General features: G+C 60.9%; 17 protein-coding genes. 2 read left to right on the top strand and 15 right to left on the bottom strand.

Annotated elements, in window-relative coordinates; all coding sequences use genetic code 11:
• Positions 1–1,605: a carboxyl transferase domain-containing protein gene (locus N005_RS25550; protein WP_047703727.1), complete on the bottom strand. Its 1,605-nt coding sequence runs from the start codon at positions 1,603–1,605 to the stop codon at positions 1–3.
• A gap of 98 nt (positions 1,606–1,703) precedes the next feature.
• Complete coding sequence (locus tag N005_RS25545; RefSeq protein WP_047703726.1) at positions 1,704–2,867, bottom strand: isovaleryl-CoA dehydrogenase; 1,164 nt, start codon at positions 2,865–2,867, stop codon at positions 1,704–1,706.
• 310 nt (positions 2,868–3,177) lie between these two features.
• On the opposite strand from N005_RS25545, the gene N005_RS25540 reads away from it, so the two are divergent.
• Positions 3,178–4,869, top strand: coding sequence for an AMP-binding protein (locus tag N005_RS25540; RefSeq protein ID WP_047703725.1), 1,692 nt, complete (start codon positions 3,178–3,180; stop codon positions 4,867–4,869).
• A gap of 644 nt (positions 4,870–5,513) precedes the next feature.
• On the opposite strand, the gene N005_RS25535 is transcribed toward N005_RS25540, so the two are convergent.
• The 3 genes from N005_RS25535 to N005_RS25525 all read right to left on the bottom strand — a co-directional run bounded on the left by N005_RS25535 (position 5,514) and on the right by N005_RS25525 (position 8,069).
• Positions 5,514–6,413 (bottom strand): hydroxymethylglutaryl-CoA lyase, encoded by a 900-nt coding sequence (locus N005_RS25535; RefSeq protein ID WP_047703724.1) that lies wholly within the window; start codon positions 6,411–6,413, stop codon positions 5,514–5,516.
• A gap of 155 nt (positions 6,414–6,568) precedes the next feature.
• Positions 6,569–6,967 carry a MerR family transcriptional regulator gene (locus N005_RS25530; RefSeq protein WP_047703723.1) on the bottom strand — a complete coding sequence of 133 codons (399 nt, stop codon included), beginning with the start codon at positions 6,965–6,967 and terminating at the stop codon, positions 6,569–6,571.
• 172 nt (positions 6,968–7,139) lie between these two features.
• Positions 7,140–8,069 (bottom strand): LysR family transcriptional regulator, encoded by a 930-nt coding sequence (locus N005_RS25525; protein WP_047703722.1) that lies wholly within the window; start codon positions 8,067–8,069, stop codon positions 7,140–7,142.
• Positions 8,070–8,258: 189 nt separating this feature from the next.
• Here N005_RS25525 and N005_RS25520 point away from each other — a divergent pair, with 189 nt between their 5' ends.
• Complete coding sequence (locus N005_RS25520; protein WP_047703721.1) at positions 8,259–9,488, top strand: acyl-CoA dehydrogenase; 1,230 nt, start codon at positions 8,259–8,261, stop codon at positions 9,486–9,488.
• A gap of 147 nt (positions 9,489–9,635) precedes the next feature.
• Here the strand turns inward: N005_RS25520 and N005_RS25515 are convergent, their stop codons facing one another.
• The 10 genes from N005_RS25515 to N005_RS25470 form a co-directional block, all read right to left on the bottom strand.
• Entirely contained in the window at positions 9,636–10,505 is an 870-nt protein-coding gene (locus N005_RS25515; RefSeq protein WP_041022419.1) for an isocitrate lyase/PEP mutase family protein, read from the bottom strand.
• A gap of 185 nt (positions 10,506–10,690) precedes the next feature.
• Complete coding sequence (locus N005_RS25510; RefSeq protein WP_047703720.1) at positions 10,691–10,873, bottom strand: hypothetical protein; 183 nt, start codon at positions 10,871–10,873, stop codon at positions 10,691–10,693.
• Positions 10,874–10,892: 19 nt separating this feature from the next.
• Positions 10,893–11,552, bottom strand: coding sequence for a transposase (locus N005_RS25505; protein ID WP_047703719.1), 660 nt, complete (start codon positions 11,550–11,552; stop codon positions 10,893–10,895).
• A complete protein-coding gene (locus tag N005_RS25500) occupies positions 11,549–12,322 on the bottom strand; it encodes a hypothetical protein (protein ID WP_047703718.1) in 774 nt (257 codons plus the stop codon). The genes N005_RS25505 and N005_RS25500 overlap by 4 nt, the downstream gene beginning before the upstream one ends.
• Positions 12,323–12,511: 189 nt before the next feature.
• The gene (astA, locus tag N005_RS25495) at positions 12,512–13,546 is read right to left on the bottom strand and encodes an arginine N-succinyltransferase (RefSeq protein WP_047703717.1); all 1,035 of its coding nucleotides are present in this window, start codon (positions 13,544–13,546) and stop codon (positions 12,512–12,514) included.
• Between the two features lie 49 nt (positions 13,547–13,595).
• Positions 13,596–14,612 carry an arginine N-succinyltransferase gene (locus N005_RS25490; protein WP_047703716.1) on the bottom strand — a complete coding sequence of 339 codons (1,017 nt, stop codon included), beginning with the start codon at positions 14,610–14,612 and terminating at the stop codon, positions 13,596–13,598.
• Positions 14,613–14,734: 122 nt separating this feature from the next.
• Positions 14,735–16,084: an APC family permease gene (locus N005_RS25485; protein WP_047703715.1), complete on the bottom strand. Its 1,350-nt coding sequence runs from the start codon at positions 16,082–16,084 to the stop codon at positions 14,735–14,737.
• A gap of 60 nt (positions 16,085–16,144) precedes the next feature.
• Positions 16,145–16,897, bottom strand: a complete 753-nt coding sequence (locus N005_RS25480; protein ID WP_047703714.1) for an N-formylglutamate amidohydrolase — start codon at positions 16,895–16,897, stop codon at positions 16,145–16,147.
• Positions 16,881–18,230, bottom strand: a complete 1,350-nt coding sequence (locus N005_RS25475; RefSeq protein WP_047703713.1) for a glutamine synthetase family protein — start codon at positions 18,228–18,230, stop codon at positions 16,881–16,883. The genes N005_RS25480 and N005_RS25475 overlap by 17 nt, the downstream gene beginning before the upstream one ends.
• Entirely contained in the window at positions 18,227–18,871 is a 645-nt protein-coding gene (locus N005_RS25470; protein ID WP_047703712.1) for a cysteine hydrolase family protein, read from the bottom strand. The genes N005_RS25475 and N005_RS25470 overlap by 4 nt, the downstream gene beginning before the upstream one ends.
• Positions 18,872–18,873 lie beyond the last annotated feature (2 nt).

Below are 18,873 nucleotides of genomic sequence, written 5' to 3'. Positions count from 1 at the left end.
TTACATCCGGAACACGCCGAAGCGGCTCGGTTCAATAGGTGCGTTCAGTGACGCGGACAAGGCCAGGCCCACTATGTCGCGGGTCTGGGCCGGATCGATGACGCCGTCGTCCCACAGCCTGGCACTGGAATAGTAGGGGTGGCCCTGTTCTTCGTACTGATCGAGGATCGGTTGCTTGATCTCGGTTTCCTGGGCGGCGCTGAACGGATGACCGCTGCGTTCAGCCTGTTCGCGCTTGACCTGCACCAGCACACCGGCGGCCTGCTCGGCGCCCATCACGCCAATCCGCGCATTCGGCCACATCCACAGGAAACGTGGGTCGTAGGCCCGTCCACACATGCCGTAGTTACCCGCGCCGAAGCTGCCGCCAATGATCACGGTGAATTTCGGCACTCGGGCGCAGGCCACTGCGGTGACCAGTTTCGCGCCGTGCTTGGCGATGCCGCCGGCTTCGTATTTCTGCCCGACCATGAAGCCGGTGATATTTTGCAGGAACAGCAATGGGATGCCGCGCTGGCAGGCCAGTTCGATGAAGTGCGCGCCCTTTTGCGCGGCTTCGGCGAACAGGATGCCGTTGTTCGCCAGGATCGCGACGGGGTAGCCGTGCAGATGGGCAAAACCGCACACCAGTGTGGTGCCGAACAATGCCTTGAATTCATCGAACACCGAACTGTCCACCAGGCGCGCGATCACCTCCCGCACGTCGAAAGGCTGCTTGGCATCGGCCGGTACTACGCCGTACAGCTCGTCGCTGGCATACAGCGGGGCGATGGGTGTGCGTGTCTGCACCTCACCGAGCTTGCACCAGTTGAGGTTGGCGACGCTGCGGCGGGCCAGCGCCAGGGCATGTTCGTCGTTGTCAGCGTAGTGATCGGCCACGCCGGAAATCTTGCAATGCACATCGGCACCGCCCAGGTCCTCGGCGCTGACTACTTCGCCGGTGGCGGCTTTGACCAGCGGTGGGCCGGCGAGGAAGATGGTTGCCTGTTCGCGGACCATGATCGCTTCATCGGCCATCGCAGGTACGTAAGCTCCCCCGGCCGTGCACGAGCCCATGACCACCGCCAGTTGCGGGATGCCCTGGGCACTCATGTTGGCCTGGTTGAAGAAGATCCGACCGAAGTGCTCCCGATCCGGAAACACCTCGTCCTGGCGCGGCAGGTTGGCGCCGCCGGAATCCACCAGGTAAATGCAAGGCAGGCGATTCTGCTGGGCGATGGTCTGGGCGCGCAGGTGTTTCTTCACGGTCAGCGGATAATAGGAGCCCCCTTTGACCGTCGCGTCGTTGGCGACAATCATGCATTCGACGCCTTCCACGCGACCGATGCCGGCGATCACCCCAGCGGCGGGGACGTCTTCGCCATAAACCTCGTAGGCCGCCAGCGGGCTGATCTCCAGGAAGGGCGAGCCGGGGTCCAGCAACCGGTTGATGCGCTCCCGCGGCAGCAACTTGCCCCGGGAGGTATGGCGCTCCTGGGCCTTGGGGCCACCGCCCTGTCGGACTTGCGCGAGAAGGGTGCGCAGGGCCTCGACCTGTTCGAGCATGACGTCGCGGTTGGCGATGAATTCCGGTGAACGTGGGTTGAGCTGGGTATGCAGAATCATGGGCTACTCCGTAGCAGCTTTGAGCTTCAAGCCACAAGCTGCAAGCAAGAGCGCAGTTCGCTTGCCGCTTGAAGCTTGTCGCTCGTAGCTGACGAAATTCATTTCGTCTCGTTGAACAGTTCGCGACCGATCAGCATCCGACGGATCTCACTGGTGCCGGCACCAATTTCGTACAACTTGGCGTCACGCAACAGACGGCCGGCCGGAAACTCGTTGATGTAACCATTGCCGCCCAGGATCTGGATGGCATCGAGGGCCATCTGCGTGGCGCGCTCGGCGGTGTAGAGGATCACCCCGGCGGCGTCCTTGCGGGCGGTTTCGCCGCGCTCGCAGGCCTGGGCCACCGCGTACAGATAGGCGCGGCTGGCGTTGAGCTGGGTGTACATGTCGGCCACCTTGCCCTGGATCAGCTGGAACTCGCCGATGCTCTGGCCGAACTGCTTGCGGTCATGGATGTAGGGCACGATCAGGTCCATGCACGCTTGCATGATCCCGGTGGGACCACCGGACAACACCACGCGTTCGTAATCCAGGCCACTCATCAGCACCCTGACGCCGCCGTTGAGCACACCGAGGATGTTCTCTTCCGGCACTTCGACGTCGTCGAAGAACAATTCACAGGTGTTGGAGCCGCGCATGCCGAGCTTGTCGAACTTGTTGCTGCGGCTGAAGCCTTTCCAATCACGCTCGACAATGAACGCGGTGATGCCGTGGGGGCCTTTTTCCAGATCGGTCTTGGCATAGATCACGTAGGTGTTGGCGTCGGGGCCGTTGGTGATCCAGGTCTTGCTGCCGTTGAGCACGTAACGGTCGCCGCGCTTGTCGGCCCGCAGCTTCATGGAAACCACGTCGGAACCGGCGTTCGGCTCGCTCATGGCAAGGGCGCCGATATGTTCGCCGCTGATCAACTTCGGCAGGTATCTGGATTTCTGCTCGTGGTTGCCGTTGCGGTTGATCTGGTTGACGCAGAGGTTGGAGTGGGCGCCGTAGGAGAGGGCGACCGAGGCCGACCCGCGGCTGATTTCCTCCATTGCCACCACGTGGGCCAGGTAACCCAGGCCGGCACCGCCGTATTCTTCCGGTACGGTGATGCCCAGCAGGCCCATGTCGCCGAATTTGCGCCACATGTCGGCGGGGAACAGATTGTCGACGTCGATCTGCGCCGCCCGTGGCGCCAGTTCGGCCTTGACGAAGGCCTGTACCTGGTCGCGCAACATGTCGATGGTTTCACCGAGGGCAAAATTCAGGGATGGGTAGCTCATGGGACACCTTTGGCTTTTTTATCGGGTGTGGAGAGGGGCGGTAGCGCTCTCACCTTTACGTTAACGTAAGCCTGCAACAAATGACTGTCAATCACCTTTACGTTAACGTCAACTTGGTCCAGAGTAGATGCAACTGACAGCCTGGCCCTGTGGGAGCCGAGCTTGCTCGCGATGAACGATAACGCCCTTTTCCGGCATTGAACCGAGGCGCCTTCATCGCGAGCAAGCTCGGCTCCCACAGGTTGCGGCGCAGGCTTTGGTTTCACAGGTTCAGCGTAGCAACCCACTAATAAAGACAAGAGGGGGCGTCATGGATCAACCCGGTTCGCATTCGCAGCTCAGCTACACCCGCGGCTCCCAGGCCAAGGCCTTGTTGGCGCAGACCATCGGCCAGGCTTTCGACCAGACCGTGGCCCGTTACCCCGATAACGAGGCGTTGGTGGTTCGCCATCAGGCGCTGCGCTACACCTGGCGGCAACTGGCCGAGGCGGTCGATCTGCACGCCCGGGCCTTGCTGGCGCTGGGATTGAAAACCGGTGATCGTCTCGGCGTCTGGGCTCCCAATTGCGCCCAGTGGTGCATCAGCCAATTCGCCAGTGCGAAGATCGGCGTGATCCTGGTCAACATCAACCCGGCCTACCGCAGCTCCGAGCTGGAATATGTGCTCAAGCAGTCCGGGTGCCAGTGGTTGGTGTGCGCCGGGGCGTTCAAGACCTCGGACTATCACGCCATGGTGCAAACCCTCGCGCCGGAGCTGGCGGAGCAATCGATCGGCCAGTTGCGCTGCGAACGCTTGCCGGAGCTGCGGGGCGTGATCAGCCTCGATCCCCGGCCACCGTCAGGGTTTCTACCCTGGTCGCAATTGGCGGACCTGGGCATGGCGGTTTCGCCTGAACGGTTGGCCGAACGCGAGGCCAGCCTGCAGGTCGAGCAACCGGTAAATATCCAGTACACCTCGGGCACCACCGGATTTCCCAAAGGCGCGACCCTCAGTCACCGCAACATTCTCAACAACGGCTACATGGTCGGCGGAAGCCTGGGTCTCAGCGCCAACGATCGGCTGGTGATCCCGGTGCCGCTCTACCATTGCTTCGGCATGGTCATGGGAAACCTGGGATGCGTGACCCACGGCAGTACCATGATCTACCCCAACGACGCCTTTGACCCCTTGTTGACCCTGAGCACCGTGGCCGAAGAAAAAGCCACTGCACTGTACGGCGTACCGACGATGTTCATCGCCATGCTGGATCAACCGCAGCGGCACGACTTCGACCTGTCCAGCCTGCGCACCGGGATCATGGCCGGTTCGACCTGCCCGATCGAAGTGATGCGGCGGGTGATCAACGAAATGCACATGAGTGAGGTGCAGATTGCCTATGGCATGACGGAGACCAGTCCGGTGTCGCTGCAGACCGGTGCTTCAGACGAGTTGGAATTGCGCGTCACCACCGTCGGCCGCACCCAACCGCAACTGGAAAGCAAAATTGTCGATGAGGCCGGCGCCATTGTCCCCCGGGGCACCATCGGCGAGCTGTGCACCCGTGGCTACAGCGTGATGCTCGGTTACTGGAACAACCCCGAGGGCACCGCCGAGGCCATCGATCGGGACGGCTGGATGCACACCGGTGACCTGGCGACCATGGACGAGCAGGGTTATGTCTGCATTGTCGGACGTAACAAGGACATGATCATCCGGGGAGGTGAGAATATTTACCCCCGTGAGCTGGAAGAGTTCTTCTTCACTCACCCGGCGGTGGCCGATGTGCAAGTGATCGGCATCCCCTGTTCGCGCTATGGCGAAGAGATCGTCGCCTGGATCAAGTTCCATCCGGGGCACAGCGTGACCGAACAGGCCTTGCAGGACTGGTGCAAGACACGCATTGCCCACTACAAGACGCCACGTCATTTCAAGTTCGTCGAGGAATTCCCGATGACGGTGACCGGCAAGATCCAGAAATTCCGCATGCGTGAAATCAGCATCGAAGAACTGCGCGATCGATAAGACTCGCCACGATACCTGTGGGAGCGAGCCTGCTCGCGATGAGGCCATGTCAGTCGACATCTCTGTCACTGACAGACCGCTATCGCGAGCAGGCTCGCTCCCATAAAAAGCCAATCTCCAGACAGCACAAAGGGGAGCCGAAGCTCCCCTTTAATTTTGTCGTCGCGTGCTCTTTTTTTATTATTGAGGGGCAGCCTGTTGTTGTTTTTGGTAGCCGTGACCCTTTACCTCTGTTTTTGGCGATCCCCATCCGGGATCAAGAGCAAACGTATTTTTTTGAGCGCTGATCTGCTTTTTCGCCTGGCGATCCAACCGATTCGGGTCCTACCTGAAGGTAGTCTTATTGTTCTCTGCCCGGTTGCGGGTTGCTCCTGGAAGCACCCTGAAAAGCACATCTTCTCCAAAAAAATCTGTTAGCTGCGTCTCTGCCGTGTTGTTTTTGTTATGTCAGAGTCGTTTCGTCTTGTTTTTATTGGGTTTGCCGCTTTTTTTATTCTTGTTATGCCAGAGAGATAGCAGGTGCCGTGCCAACTTTTAAAACCCTTTATAAATCAGTAGCTTGAGTTTTTCGGGTGAGCAGGGGTGCGCGGCAGATCTGACAAATTGTTTCCGTGTTACTCGTTTCCAGCCGGTGCGGTAACACCTCATTGGGCGCTGCGGGCCTTGGCGACGCGCGAACCGGTCGGGCGCCCGAGCACGTCACAGATCTGGCGGCCCGCGACGATCAGTGCGTCCAGGTCGACGCCGGTTTCAATGCCCAGACCATTGAGCAGGTACAGCACGTCTTCGGTGGCGACGTTGCCGCTGGCGCCCTTGGCGTACGGGCACCCGCCGAGGCCGGCGATGGAGCTGTCGAACACGGCGATGCCTTCGAGCAGGCTGGCGTACAGGTTCGCCATGGCCTGGCCGTAGGTGTCATGGAAATGACCGGCGAGTTTGTCTCGGGGAACGTCTGCCGAAACCACTTCGAACAGCTTGCGCGTGGCGCCGGCGGTGCCTGTGCCGATGGTATCGCCCAGGGATACCTCGTAGCAGCCCATGGCATACAGCTCGCGAGCGACCCAGGCCACTTGCTCGGGCTTGACGGCGCCTTGGTAAGGACAGCCCAGCACACAGGACACGTAGCCGCGCACACTGACGCCGTTGCGCTTGGCGGCCTCCATGATCGGTGCGAAGCGCTCCAGGCTTTCCTTGATGGAGCAGTTGATGTTGCGCTGGGAGAACGCTTCGGACGCGGCGGCGAACACCGCCACTTCCTTCACGCCGGCCGCCAGCGCGTCTTCGAACCCTCGCAGGTTCGGTGCCAGGGCACCATAAGTGACACCGGGTTTGCGCTGGATCTGCGCGAACACCTCGGCGGAACCCGCCATCTGCGGCACCCACTTGGGCGAGACAAAGCTGCCGACTTCGATGTAACCCAGGCCGGCGGCACTCAGCGCATCCACCAGGCGCACCTTGTCGGCGACGCTGATGGGTTGCGCTTCGTTCTGCAGACCGTCGCGGGGGCCGACTTCGATCAGGCGTACAAAGGAGGGAAGGGACATGGGGATAGACCTTTAATGGGTTGCCAATATATCGAGGGCCAGGGCGATCCACTGTGGGAGCGAGCCTGCTCGCGATAGCGGTCTGTCAGACAACATTGGTGTTGGCGGTTACACCGCTATCGCGAGCAGGCTCGCTCCCACAATGGGTATGACAGCTAAACAGCTTCCTGCCCCTTGAGCGTCTGTTCCAACGCCTGGATACAGCGTTCTTCGGCGGTGTCGAGCTCCAGCTTCATCTGTTCGATGTCCAGCAGTTGCTGTTCGAGTTGTTCCCGGCGCTCGGCGATCTTCGCCAGCATGCTGTGCAGTTGCTTCTGGTTACCGCTGGAGGGGTCGTAGAGCTCGATCAGCTCGCGGCACTCGGCCAGGGAAAAACCGATGCGCTTGCCCCGCAGGATCAACTTCAGGCTGACCTTGTCCCGCGGTGAGTAGATGCGCTCCTGACCCCGTCGTTCCGGGCTCAGCAGGCCTTGCTCTTCATAAAAGCGGATGGCCCGGGTGGTGATGTCCAGCTCCCGGGCGAGGTCGGAGATGCTATAGGTCTGACTGCTCATGGACGCGCTCGAAACGATAGGGGCTGGCGCTAAGCTAATGTCAGGTTGACGTTCACGTCAAGCAAATGAAACCTGTGGGAGCGAGCCTGCTCGCGATAGCGGTGGATCGGCCAACCTCGTTGTTGACTGATCTGTCGCCATCGCGAGCAGGCTCGCTCCCACCGTTGATCTCCTACGCGTGCTCAAGCTTCTTCTCATGGGCCGTCACCTGCTGGCACAGCTCGATCATCTGCTCGCGCATCCAGCGGTTGGCCGGGTCCTGGTCGGTGCTCTCGTGCCAATAGAGATGGGTTTCCACCGGCGGCACATCGTTGACCGGCAATTGGAAGGCGTGCAGGTCGTGGCGACGGGAGAACCGTTCCGGAACAGTCATGACCATGTCGGTCTGTTGCAGCACCTGGGAAGCCATCAAGTAATGCTGGGAGCGCAGGGCGATCTTGCGCTGGATGCCCATCTTGCCCAGGGCCAGGTCGACATAGCCCAGCCCGTTGCGACGGCTGGAGATATGCACGTGGGTCTGGGCGAGATAGTCATCGAGGCTGATTTTTTCCTTGCCCGCCAAGGGATGGCCCTTGCGCATGGCACACACGTAACGGTCTTCCATGAGTTTGACGTGGCGCACCTGTGGGTCAGTATTGAGCGGGGCGTCGACGGCGAAGTCGAGCCGGCCGGCGGCCAGTTCCTTGGTGGTCTCACGACGCTTGGACAGGAAACTCTCGATGGCCACGGTCGGCGCCAGCCGCCGCAGGCGCTGGAACAGCGGGGGCAGGATCACGCCTTCGGTGAGGTCGGTCATGCTGATACGGTAGGTCTTGACCGCCTGCAGCGGATTGAAAATCCGGCTTTCCTGCACCGACACCCGCAGCAGCGACAATGCATTACGGACCGGGCCGATGATGTTCTGGGCCATGGGCGTGGGCACCATGCCCTGGGCGGTGCGCACGAACAGCGGGTCGTTGAAGGTTTCCCGCAGGCGCGCCAGGGCGTTGGACACGGCCGGCTGAGTGATGCCGACGATCTGCCCGGCGCGGGTCAGGTTGGCTTCGGTGTAGATCGCATCGAAGACGATGAAGAGATTGAGGTCGACCTTGCTCAGATTCATGGCGCTGCACTCTTGTTTTTAGAGGGTTTCTCGGGCGTGTCGTGACGTGTCGGATGGCGATTGGAATCAGTGAACCATATATCGGTGATGAATGTTAATACACGCCGAGAATAGGTTAGGTAAATTTTCGTAGCTGAACTAGCATCGCTTTCATGATCTGAAATCAACCTCTGCCAGAAGGTGTTGCCCATGGATTTTGCCTATTCCCCCAAGGTTCAGGAATTGCGTGAACGCGTCACGGCGTTCATGGATACCTACGTCTACCCGGCCGAAGCGGTGTTCGAACGGCAAGTGGCCGAAGGTGATCGCTGGCAGCCCACGGCCATCATGGAAGAACTCAAGGCCAAGGCCAAAGCCGAAGGTTTGTGGAATCTTTTCCTGCCCGAGTCCGAACTGGGGGCGGGCCTGACCAATCTGGAGTACGCACCGCTGGCAGAGATCATGGGCCGCTCGTTGTTGGGGCCGGAGCCGTTCAACTGTTCGGCACCGGACACCGGCAACATGGAAGTACTGGTGCGTTACGCCAATGAAGAGCAAAAGCAACGCTGGTTGGAACCGCTGCTGCGCGGCGAGATCCGCTCGGCCTTCGCCATGACCGAACCGGACGTAGCCTCTTCGGACGCCACCAACATGGCCGCCCGCGCCGAGCGCGAAGGTGACCAATGGGTGATCAACGGCAAGAAGTGGTGGACCTCGGGGGCCTGTGACCCGCGTTGCAAGATCCTGATTTTCATGGGGTTGAGCAACCCCGACGCGCCGCGCCATGCCCAGCATTCGATGATCCTGGTGCCGGTGGACACCCCCGGCGTCAAGATCGTGCGGCCGCTACCGGTATTCGGTTACGACGATGCACCCCACGGTCACGCCGAGGTGTTGTTCGATAACGTGCGGGTGCCGTACGAAAACGTCTTGCTGGGTGAGGGCCGCGGCTTTGAAATTGCCCAGGGGCGCCTCGGCCCGGGCCGTATCCATCACTGCATGCGTTCCATCGGCATGGCCGAGCGGGCGTTGGAGTTGATGTGCAAGCGTGCCGTCAGTCGCACCGCTTTCGGTAAACCGCTGGCGCGCCTGGGTGGTAACGTCGACAAGATCGCCGACTCGCGGATGGAAATCGACATGGCCCGCCTGCTGACCCTGAAAGCGGCTTATATGATGGACACCGTTGGCAACAAGGTCGCGAAAAGTGAAATCGCCCAGATCAAGGTAGTCGCGCCGAATGTGGCCCTGAAGGTCATCGACCGTGCGATCCAGATCCACGGTGGTGCCGGGGTGTCCAACGATTTCCCGCTGGCCTACATGTACGCCATGCAGCGCACCCTGCGCCTGGCCGACGGCCCGGATGAAGTACACCGGGCGGCCATTGGCAAGTTCGAAATCGGCAAGTATGTGCCCAGGGAGATGCTGCGCAGCGAGCGCTGAGGGCTCGGCATTCACCACAAGCGCCTGTGGGAGCCGAGCTTGCTCGCGATGACGGTATCACAGCCACTCTTTCAGTCGGCTGACCCACCGCCATCGCGAGCAAGCTCGGCTCCCACAGGGGATCTGTGGTGAACACACATTTCGCAGTTATTCCTTGACGCTCATGTACTCCTCGGCCCAACGAATGTATTCCTCGGGCTGGGTGTAGGTGTGGGTCAGCTCGGTGGCGCTAAGGTCCGAGGCCTGGGTGAAGATCTGCCGTTGCTCGCGCAGGCTGTCGTAAGTGGCCTTGATCGCGGCGAAGTAGGCGCCGTGACCGTCGATGGTGACCCGCACACCCAGCTCGGCCAGGCGTTTGTCGTCGCGCAGCAGCGGGTTGCCATAAGTGACGAGCATCAACGGCACCGTGAGGTTTTCGCTGATCTTCTCCAGGTGCTCGAAGTCCTGTACGCCCACCATGCAGATCCCGTCCGCACCGGCACGTTCGTATTGCTGGGTGCGGCTGATGATTTCCTGCACCGGCAGGATCCCGGCATTGGTGCGGGCGATGATTGCCATTTCCGGATCGACCCGGGCTTCCAGCGCTGCGCGGATCTTGCCGACGCCTTCCGCTACACCGATCAGGTCGGTGGATTTGCGGCCGAACTGGGCCGGCAGCAGGGTGTCTTCGATGGTCAGGGCTGCCACGCCGGCGCGTTCGAGTTCGATGATGGTGCGCATCACGTTCAGGGCGTTACCGTAGCCATGGTCGGCATCGGCGATCACCGGCAATTGGGCCACACGGCCGATGCGGGTGGCCTGTTCGGCGAACTCGCTGAGGGTAATCAACGCAAAGTCCGGTGCGCCCAATACTTGCAACGACGCAACCGAGCCTCCCAGGATCCCCACTTCAAAACCCAGGTCGGCAGCGATGCGCGCCGACATCGGGTCAAACACCGATGCGGTGTGGTAGCAGGTCTGAGAAGCCAGGAGTTGGCGGAAGTTACGGCGCAAATCTTGATGGGAAAGCCTGGACATATGAGTTCCACCAATGGAATGGAAGGGCTTGAGCAAAAATGTCAACGCCGAAAGAACCAAAGGCTATCACGTGGCAGGCGTAAGGATGATGACGAATGCGCATGGGCCATGTTTGCCGCGCATCGAAAAAGGCCGCAGGCCTGGGAGGTCTGCGGCCCGGTAGGGAGCGATTATCCAGGACCCGTTCAGTGTTGTGCGGGCACGCTCCAGATTTGCTTGATCTCATGGATGTTCCCTACGTTGAAGCGTGTCGGGAACCCCGGGATGGTGCATTGGATTTCGCTGGTAAGTTGCATGGCGGTATCGACCACATTGGCCGCCGCGCGCAACAAGGGGGTTTCATCCCAGTTTTTCATTGGATTATTCACGGTTTCTTCCTTCTTTTGGTTACTGGGCAGCGGACGACTGCCCAGCGGGGAGCAATGACAGCATCTGGGTAAACAGTGCTGTCTCTTGCGCAGCAATGCCGGGATAAAGCGGCATGTAATGTTCATCAAAACACCAGGCTTCGTCAGCGAGGTTCGAATGTTCGGGATGAATTAGCAGACTCAATGATGCGGACATCGATTGGGGTGCAATTTGCCTGTGGATTTCCCTCAGGGGCGGCATGTATAAAACTTCGCCGGGCGAAAGTTTGATGCTGCACGGTTTTCCCAGTCGAGGAACTTTGCCTGCTTGCAGTGGCAGGTCGTCCAATATCTCGCGGATGATGGTCGTGTAGCCGTCGCCGCTGTAACCGACGGTATACATTTCGAAGTCGTGACTGTGGTTCAGGTCATAGATAAAAGTTTCGCCTTCATCATGCAGGTTGACCGGCGCCCAGAACCCCAGGCGCAGCGTGAACAGGTCATCGCTGTGCAGTACAAATGCGTAGGCATTGTAGAGGCTGTTACGGGTACTGAAACCATTCTCCTGGATCGAGGCATAAAGATGCTCGCTTAATAGAAAACGGTTCGAAGCCAACTGACGCAGGTCGTCCATGATGCAATGCTTGTCCCGCTGTAAGTCACGGGTATTCAAACGTGCGATAAATGTTTCCAGATTCATGCTGCCTTCTCCAATGGCGAAAGCAGATTATCCAGGCGTGGATTCTTGAGTTTTCTTAACAGCGGGACATAGTTCAGTGCCTTGTGCGGGGCGGCCTGATAGAGCAGCTGAAAAGCCTTCCACGCCACTGCCGGGTGATAGTGATAGATCAGCTCTTCGGCAACTTTGGAGCCTCCGGGGTCGCCGAGCGTTTCGAGCAATTCCAGGCTCACCAGGAACCGGGCGGCGCTTTCGTCGTGAGGCATCCAGGCTACTTTCTGCAGCGAGACGCGATCGAACACGCTGATGTCGGCACTTCTGTCCAGCAAGTTGATTCGACCTGTTAATCGCGCAGCTTCGAGCCCTGTCGGAGCGTAGTCGAATAATGTTCGACTGCCATCGATGATAAGCGGGTTTTGCTGATTAACAATAACCCTGTCGAGTTGTTCAAGTTGCTGTTCATGGCGCATATAAAGTTGCACTTCGTATGGTTGGTCAAGGGCAAATAAAACACTTTGCCCGGGGACCGAGTAGAGTGGCGAAAGAGCGCTGTCTGGGGTGGTAGTCCTGATACTGATATTGCCGATGCTGGTGCAATGCAACAGCAAAGTTCCTGTGTGCGGATTGGAAATGTTCATGAGGGTCGCGCGCCGGGACGGGGTCTTGGCAAACGACGGCTGGCTATTCAAGTCGCTGATCAGTTGGTTGACTTGCGCGGTCATGTCTAATGTTTTTATTTCTTTCGCTATGTGCTCTGGCGAAAAATTTTCGCTGATTAGATTTTTGATCATGAACGTTTTCGCAGCAGTGGGTCGATGCGCGAAAGTATGAGTTTTGCGTGGGGGAGGGGCAACTAAGGAATTGTCGACAAGTATTGCGAATGAACTAAGTCGTTTTTGTCGAGTTGCCCGGCACGGGTAGCGAATCCAGTCAACTGGCGGTCAGTTGTCCCGGGGCCGCAGGTGGTGCGTGTGTACTCTCTATGCCGCCACGGCCTGTCGCCCCTGACCGAGCAGCGGCACGGCGCGCACCGTGTCACCTGGCTGGACTTGCAGGCGTTTGGCGGCGAGCCGGTCGACGATCAGGCTATGGCCGTTGTGATGGCCCCGGGCGCTGGTGACCCGGCAGTTTTCCAGGCGCCGGTTGTGGATCAGCCAGAGGGGGGCCTGTTCGTCCGGTGAGCCGACTGCCAGGATCAATGACTGACTGTCGCGGATGCTGCGGATATTCGAGACCGGCGCTTCGATCACCGGGCCGCCGTCGAAAATATCGATGTAGCCCTTATGGCTGAAACCCTCGGCGCCGAGAATCCTCAAGGCCGGTTCGGTGTTCGGATGGGCCCTGCCGATCACGGCCTGGGCCTGCTGGGTGAGCAGGCAGGTGTACAGCGGCTGGCGCGGCATCAATTCGGCAATGAATGACTTGTTGCCCATGCCGGATAACTGATCGGCGTAGGCGAAGTCTTTCTGGAAAAAGTGTCGTCCCAGGCTGTCCCAGAACGGCGAGCAACCGTGCTCATCGGCGTGGCCGCGCAACTCGGCGATCAGTTTTTCCCCGAACAACTGGGAGAACTCCGCAACGAACAACAGACGGGCCAGGGACAACAGCCGCCCGTTATGACCATGACGCTGGGCGGGGTGCAGGAACAACGAGCAGATTTCCGATTGCCCGGTCATCTCGTTATTGAGAAACAGGGTAGGGATCTGCCGCTGGATGCCCAGCTCCGGCGCAGAACTGACCGTGACCCCGACCCGATAGTTGTACCACGGCTCACGCAGGCCGACCGCGCCGGTCAGGGCGCTGATACCGACCACTTGCCGGTCATCGTCCTCGAGTACGAACAGGTAGTCGGCGTCGGCCCGCTCGACTTGTCCGGCAAAGGTACGCTGGGCCCAGCGTATGCGATGGGCCAGGCGTTCTTCATTGGCCGGCAGGCTGGTGAACCCCGGGCCTGCGCAGCGGGCAAGGTCCAGCAATGCGGGCAGGTCGGTGATGGCGACCGGGCGGACAATCATGATGCAGCTCCTTCGTCGTGTCGGCCTGGGAAACGACTTTGCATGACGTTCATAAGGCAACCACCCGGATCTGTTGCCCATCAGTGATGTTCAACGCTGCGAGCATCCCGGGTGTCAGGGTTACCGTTCCTTCGGAGCCGACATCCAGCTCAGCCACGATCGCCCGATAGTTTCCAAGGCTGTCGTTGCTCACCAGATAGCGACCACGGGCATCAATCTGCGGGCTCTGTCGAGCCGAAGCCATACGACTTTCGGCGATGGAGCGGATGTTCGCGATGCGAGCGTGCAGCGTCGGTCCGCCATCGAAGAGGTCCACGTAGCTGTTGGTTTCGAAACCCTCGCGCGCCAGGATGTCGAAGGCTTCCTGGCCGTCAGGATGTACCTGGCCGATGCAGGCCTGGGCCGCAGGCGGCAACATGGGGACATAAATGGGGTACTGGGGCATCAGCTCGGCAAGGAAAGTCCGGTTCTGCAGTCCGCACAAGCGCTCGGCTTCGGCGTAGGGCAAGTCGAAAAAGTGCTGGCCGATGGCGTCCCAGAACGGTGATTGGCCGTCTTCGCTGCTGAAACCGACGATTTCCGTGATGACCGAATCGGCGAAGCGTTGCGGGTGAGCGGCGATGAACATCAGCCGGGCCCGGGACAGCAGCTCCGACTCCGGCGTGCGCACCCGTTCCGCGTCGATGTGGAAACCACGCAGCAGGGTCTGGCCGTTGAGGTCCTGGCACAGCGACAGTGCCGGCACGCCGTGGCGGATGTTCAGTTCCCGGGAGGTACTGGAAAACGGTCGGTTGCGCAGGCTGTAGAACGGTTCGTTGCAACCGGTGCTGGCGAGAATCTCCGAACAGCCCACCAGGCGTCCGGACACCAGGTCTTGCAACACGAAAAAGTAGTTTTCCCCGCCCGGGCTTTGGACGTCGGCGTCGAACGAAGCGCACGAGTCGAGAATTTTTTCCCGCAGGCACTCGGTATCGTCCGGAAGCGAGGTGACCCCCACCAGGCTGTCACGGGCCAGTTGCTGCAGTTGTTGCAGATCGCTTAACTGAACTGGACGTAAGGCCAGCATGGATTGCACTCCTGTTCCAGGGCCCGGTGGCTGCACCGGGCTTGACGATCACTGTCGATGTCCACGCGTTGTAACGGTTACAACTACAGCGGCTGGTCGCCCCCTGCGACCAGCTCCGGATTTCATTGGCCCGCCGGGTCGGGCAGGGCGGTGTGGCTGCCGAACTTGTTCAGCGCGCACAGATAGACCAGGCCCGCCGCAATCCAGACCAGGCCCAGCTTCTGCGCATCCACGCCCATGTTGTACATGATGGCCGCGACGATGCCGAAGCCGATCAGCGGGCAGATCAGGTGACGGATCAGTTGCCCGGAGCGCTGGCGGCGCCAGTAGTGATTGATCACGGTGATGTGCAACAGCATGAAGCCGCTCAAGGCGCCGAAGTTGACCAGGGAGGTCAGGGTGTCCACGGCATTGATGAACAGGTAGCAGATCAGCAGCGACAGCACGGCCACCAGATAGATGCTCATGTACGGTGTGTTGTGTTTCGGATGAACCTTCGCCAGCACCTTGGGCAGCTTGCCGTCCCGAGCCATGCCGAACAACAGGCGCGACACCGCGGCCTGGGAGGTGATCGCCACCGCCACGCCCCACGCCAGCGCCGTGGCGACAGCGGTCAGGGTGGCCAGCCAGCTACCGGCCGCCAGTTCGGCGATTTCATAGAAGGCGGTGTCGGCGGACTTGAAGCCCATGCCGGCCGCCAGGTCCGTGGCGATCCAGGTTTGCACCACGAAAATCGCGCCCATCACCAACAAGGTCACCAACGCTGCCTTGCCGATGCTGCGTCCCGGATCCCCCTTGATTTCTTCGGCCAGGGTGGAGATGGCATCGAATCCGAGGAACGACAACACGGCAATCGATACGGCTTGCATCAGCAGGGCGAAGTTGAAGTGTTCCGGACTGTACAGCGGCGCCAGGGTCATCTGGCCGTTGCCGGCCCCGCCATGCAGGGCATTCCAGGCGTAGAACAGGAAAATCCCCAGCACCACCAGTTGGGCCAGCAGGAAAATGATGTTCATCCGCGCGGTAAAGGTGATACCCCGCAGGTTGACGAAAGTCGCGCTCACCAGGAAGGCCAGGATGAAACCGACCTTGGGAATGTCCGGATACAGGTGATTCAGCGCCATGGCGGCGTAGACATAGAGCAGCGGCGGGATCAGCAGGTAGTCCAGCAACATCAACCAGCCGGCAATGAACCCGACGTGTGGGTTGAGGCCCCTTTGTGCGTAGGAATAAACGGAGCCGGCCACCGGGAAGGCCCGGGCCATGCTGCCGTAGCTCAGGGCGGTGAACAGCATCGCCACCATGCCGATGATATACGCCAGCGGCACCATCCCCGGCGCCTCGGCGTTCACGTAGCCATACACGCCGAACGGGGCGATGGGGATCATGAAAATCATCCCGTACACCACCAGGTCCGTCAGCGACAGGCTGCGCTTCAATTCCTGTTTGTAGCCAAATGCCTCGATACTCACAAGCCGTTCTCCGTTTCAGCTAATCGTTGATTTTGTTTTTCTATTGTTTGTGGCTGCCTGCTACAACAATGGCGCCAGGTAGGCGCTCCAGGTGCGCACCGCCTCGGGGCTGCGCAGCAGGTCGTTGCGCACCTCGATCAATACCGAGTCCAGACCGCGACTATCGCCGTGAACCGGAACCGTCATGTCGCTCAATGGGTTGATCCGGTAGGGCTGGTTGCCCGCCACCCGCAGCGAATGCCGACCGAGCCCATCGACGATGCGCTGGGCATAGTCCACGGCGTCGGCGAACAGCACACCGGCTTCCAGGGCGCGGGGCTGGCCGTAGAACACCGGGGTAAAACTGTGGATACCCACCACCCGCGTCGGTCGGTTGTCGGCCAGGCGCTGGTCGATCAGCGCCCGCAACCGGTCATGGAAGGGATGGAACAGGCATTGCTGGCGGTATTGCCGGGTGGCTTCGTCCAGGGACTGGTTGCCCGGGACCTGGTAGATCTCGCTCTGGGGCGGGATGCTGTCCGGCACGTGGAGCGGACGATTCAAGTCGATCAGCAGGCGTGAATAGGTGGCCGCCAGCAAGGTCGCGCCGAGCGTCTCGGACAGGCGTTCGGCCAGGGCCAGGGCACCGATGTCCCAGGCAATGTGTTCATGGGCCGCCGTCTCGTCCAGGCCCAGGTCGTTCAGTGCGGCGGGGATGAAGCGGCTGGCGTGCTCGCACACCAATATCAACGGGTGCTCGGCGTTCTCCCGGATCAGCCGGTAGGGCGGTTCGGTGTAAAGCCCCGACTCGGCGCACTCAATAGATTCGCGCATAGTGCTCACATCGCTCGGCAGGTGACAGCGCCTGGGTCAAGGCCAGTTCCTGGGCCTTCAAGGCGAAGTAGGTTTCGACCAGCGGGCCGGGCAGGGCCTCCAACAGAGCCCCGCTGTGACGCAGGCAATCCAGTGCCTGGGCCAGGGTGGTCGGCAGGGCGATAATGCCACGAGTCCGGCGTTCTTCCTCATTCAAATCGTCAGGTATCTCATCGGTGACGGCATTGAGCGCCAACCGTTGTTCGATGCCCAGTCGTCCGGCGATCAACAAGGCCGCCATCGCCAGGTGCGGTGAGGCGGTGGCATCCATGGCGCGGAACTCCAGGTTGTACTGGTTCGCCAGCGGCTTGCCCCCCAGGCTCACGGTCGGGCAGATGCGCAGCGCCGCTTCGCGGTTGCGCTGTCCCAGGCAAGCGTAGGACGCGCTCCAGTGATGGGGTTGCAGGCGTTCGTAGGAAACCGGCGTCGGCGCCGTCAGCGCGCACAGCGCCGGCAGATGCTGCAGAACACCGGCGGCCCAATGCCGACCGAGGCTGGACAGGCCGTTGTCGCTCGCGCTGTCGTGGAGCACCGGATCGCCGTCCAGGTCTTGCAGGCTCAGGTGCAGGTGCACGCCGTTGCACACGGCCTCGGCCGAGGTCTTGGCCGCGAAGCTTGCCTCCAGGCCCATCTGCCGGGCGATTTCGCGGGTGATTTCGCGCACGTTCACCGCGCGGTCGGCGGCGGCGACGCCCAGGGTCGGGCGGCAGGTGATTTCATACTGTTGCTTGCCATATTCGGGCAGGAACATTTCCGGTTCGACGCCCCCAGCCCGGAGGGCACTGAGCAGCCACCCGGCGAACCCGGCCTGCTGGCGCTGGGCCTGGAGGCTGAAGGCCAGGCGATCGGGTTGGGGCAGGGGGGATTTGAGATTGAACTCATGCTCGAATGCGGCGAAGACCTGCAAGCCCAGTTCGCTGCGATAGCGTTCCACTTCGTCATGCAGCAGCGTGCGCGGGCAGGCGCCCCAGGGTCGGCCGTCGGTCTCGCGCACGTCACAGTGGATGAAATCCAGCGCCGGGGCCTCGGGATCGGGACCGTTGCCGATGGTGACCCGACTGGACAGGTCCGGTACCAGTCGCAGGTCGCCATACGCCCCCCAGGGATTGGTCGAAGCAATGATGTCCTGGGGTGTCAGCGCGCTGTTGGCCGGCACCCAGCCACAACCGGCAGTGACGTAGTGGGGCAGTTCATCGCTGGGAAACGAGCGTCCGCGGGTCACGCCGATCAGGTCGGTGCTCACCAGCGTGGTGACGGGCAGCGGAGTGAGCGCTGCGGCTTCGAGGCGGCTCATGGCTGCATCTCCTGCAAACGTCCGAGCACGGTATCGGTGTCGGTGATCCAGCAATAACCCTTGATGGCATTCAGGCAGGCCAGGTGGCGCTGTTCGGTGTACGTGGCGCAGGCATCCTCCACCAGCGTGACCAGATAACCGCGGTCGGCGGCGTCGCGCACGGCCATGTCGACACACTGATCGGTGACGATACCGGCGACGATCAGGTGTCGGACCTGCAGGTTGCGCAGCACGTAGTCGATATTGGTGGAGTTGAAGACCCCCGAGGAGGTCTTGGGCAGCACGATCTCGTTTTCCAGCGGCGTCAGTTCGGTGATGATTTGCGCCTGGGGACTGCCCTTGGGCAAGTGCATGTCCGACAGCTTATGGTCCAGGGAACGGTCGCGGCCATCGGCGGTGAGGCTTTCGATGTGGGTGTGCAAGACGTTTTGCCGGGCTGCACGCACCCCGTCGAGCAGGCGTTGCTGGTTGGGGATCACACGCTGGCGAGCGCGGCGGATGAAATAGTCGGCCTCGGGGGTGTCCAGATGAGCATCGAACTGCGGCTCCAGCCAGGCCCGTTGCATGTCGACCAGCAGCAATGCGGTGTGGTCGCGGGTAAACGGCAGGTCCCGGGGGGAGCGGTGAGGGAGCGAGAACATCC

Origin of the sequence: Pseudomonas mediterranea CFBP 5447, assembly GCF_000774145.1 — a bacterium.
Classification (GTDB): domain Bacteria; phylum Pseudomonadota; class Gammaproteobacteria; order Pseudomonadales; family Pseudomonadaceae; genus Aquipseudomonas; species Aquipseudomonas mediterranea.
The sequence above is the reverse complement of the archived record's forward strand: the minus strand, read 5'-3'. Positions and strand labels throughout refer to the sequence as shown.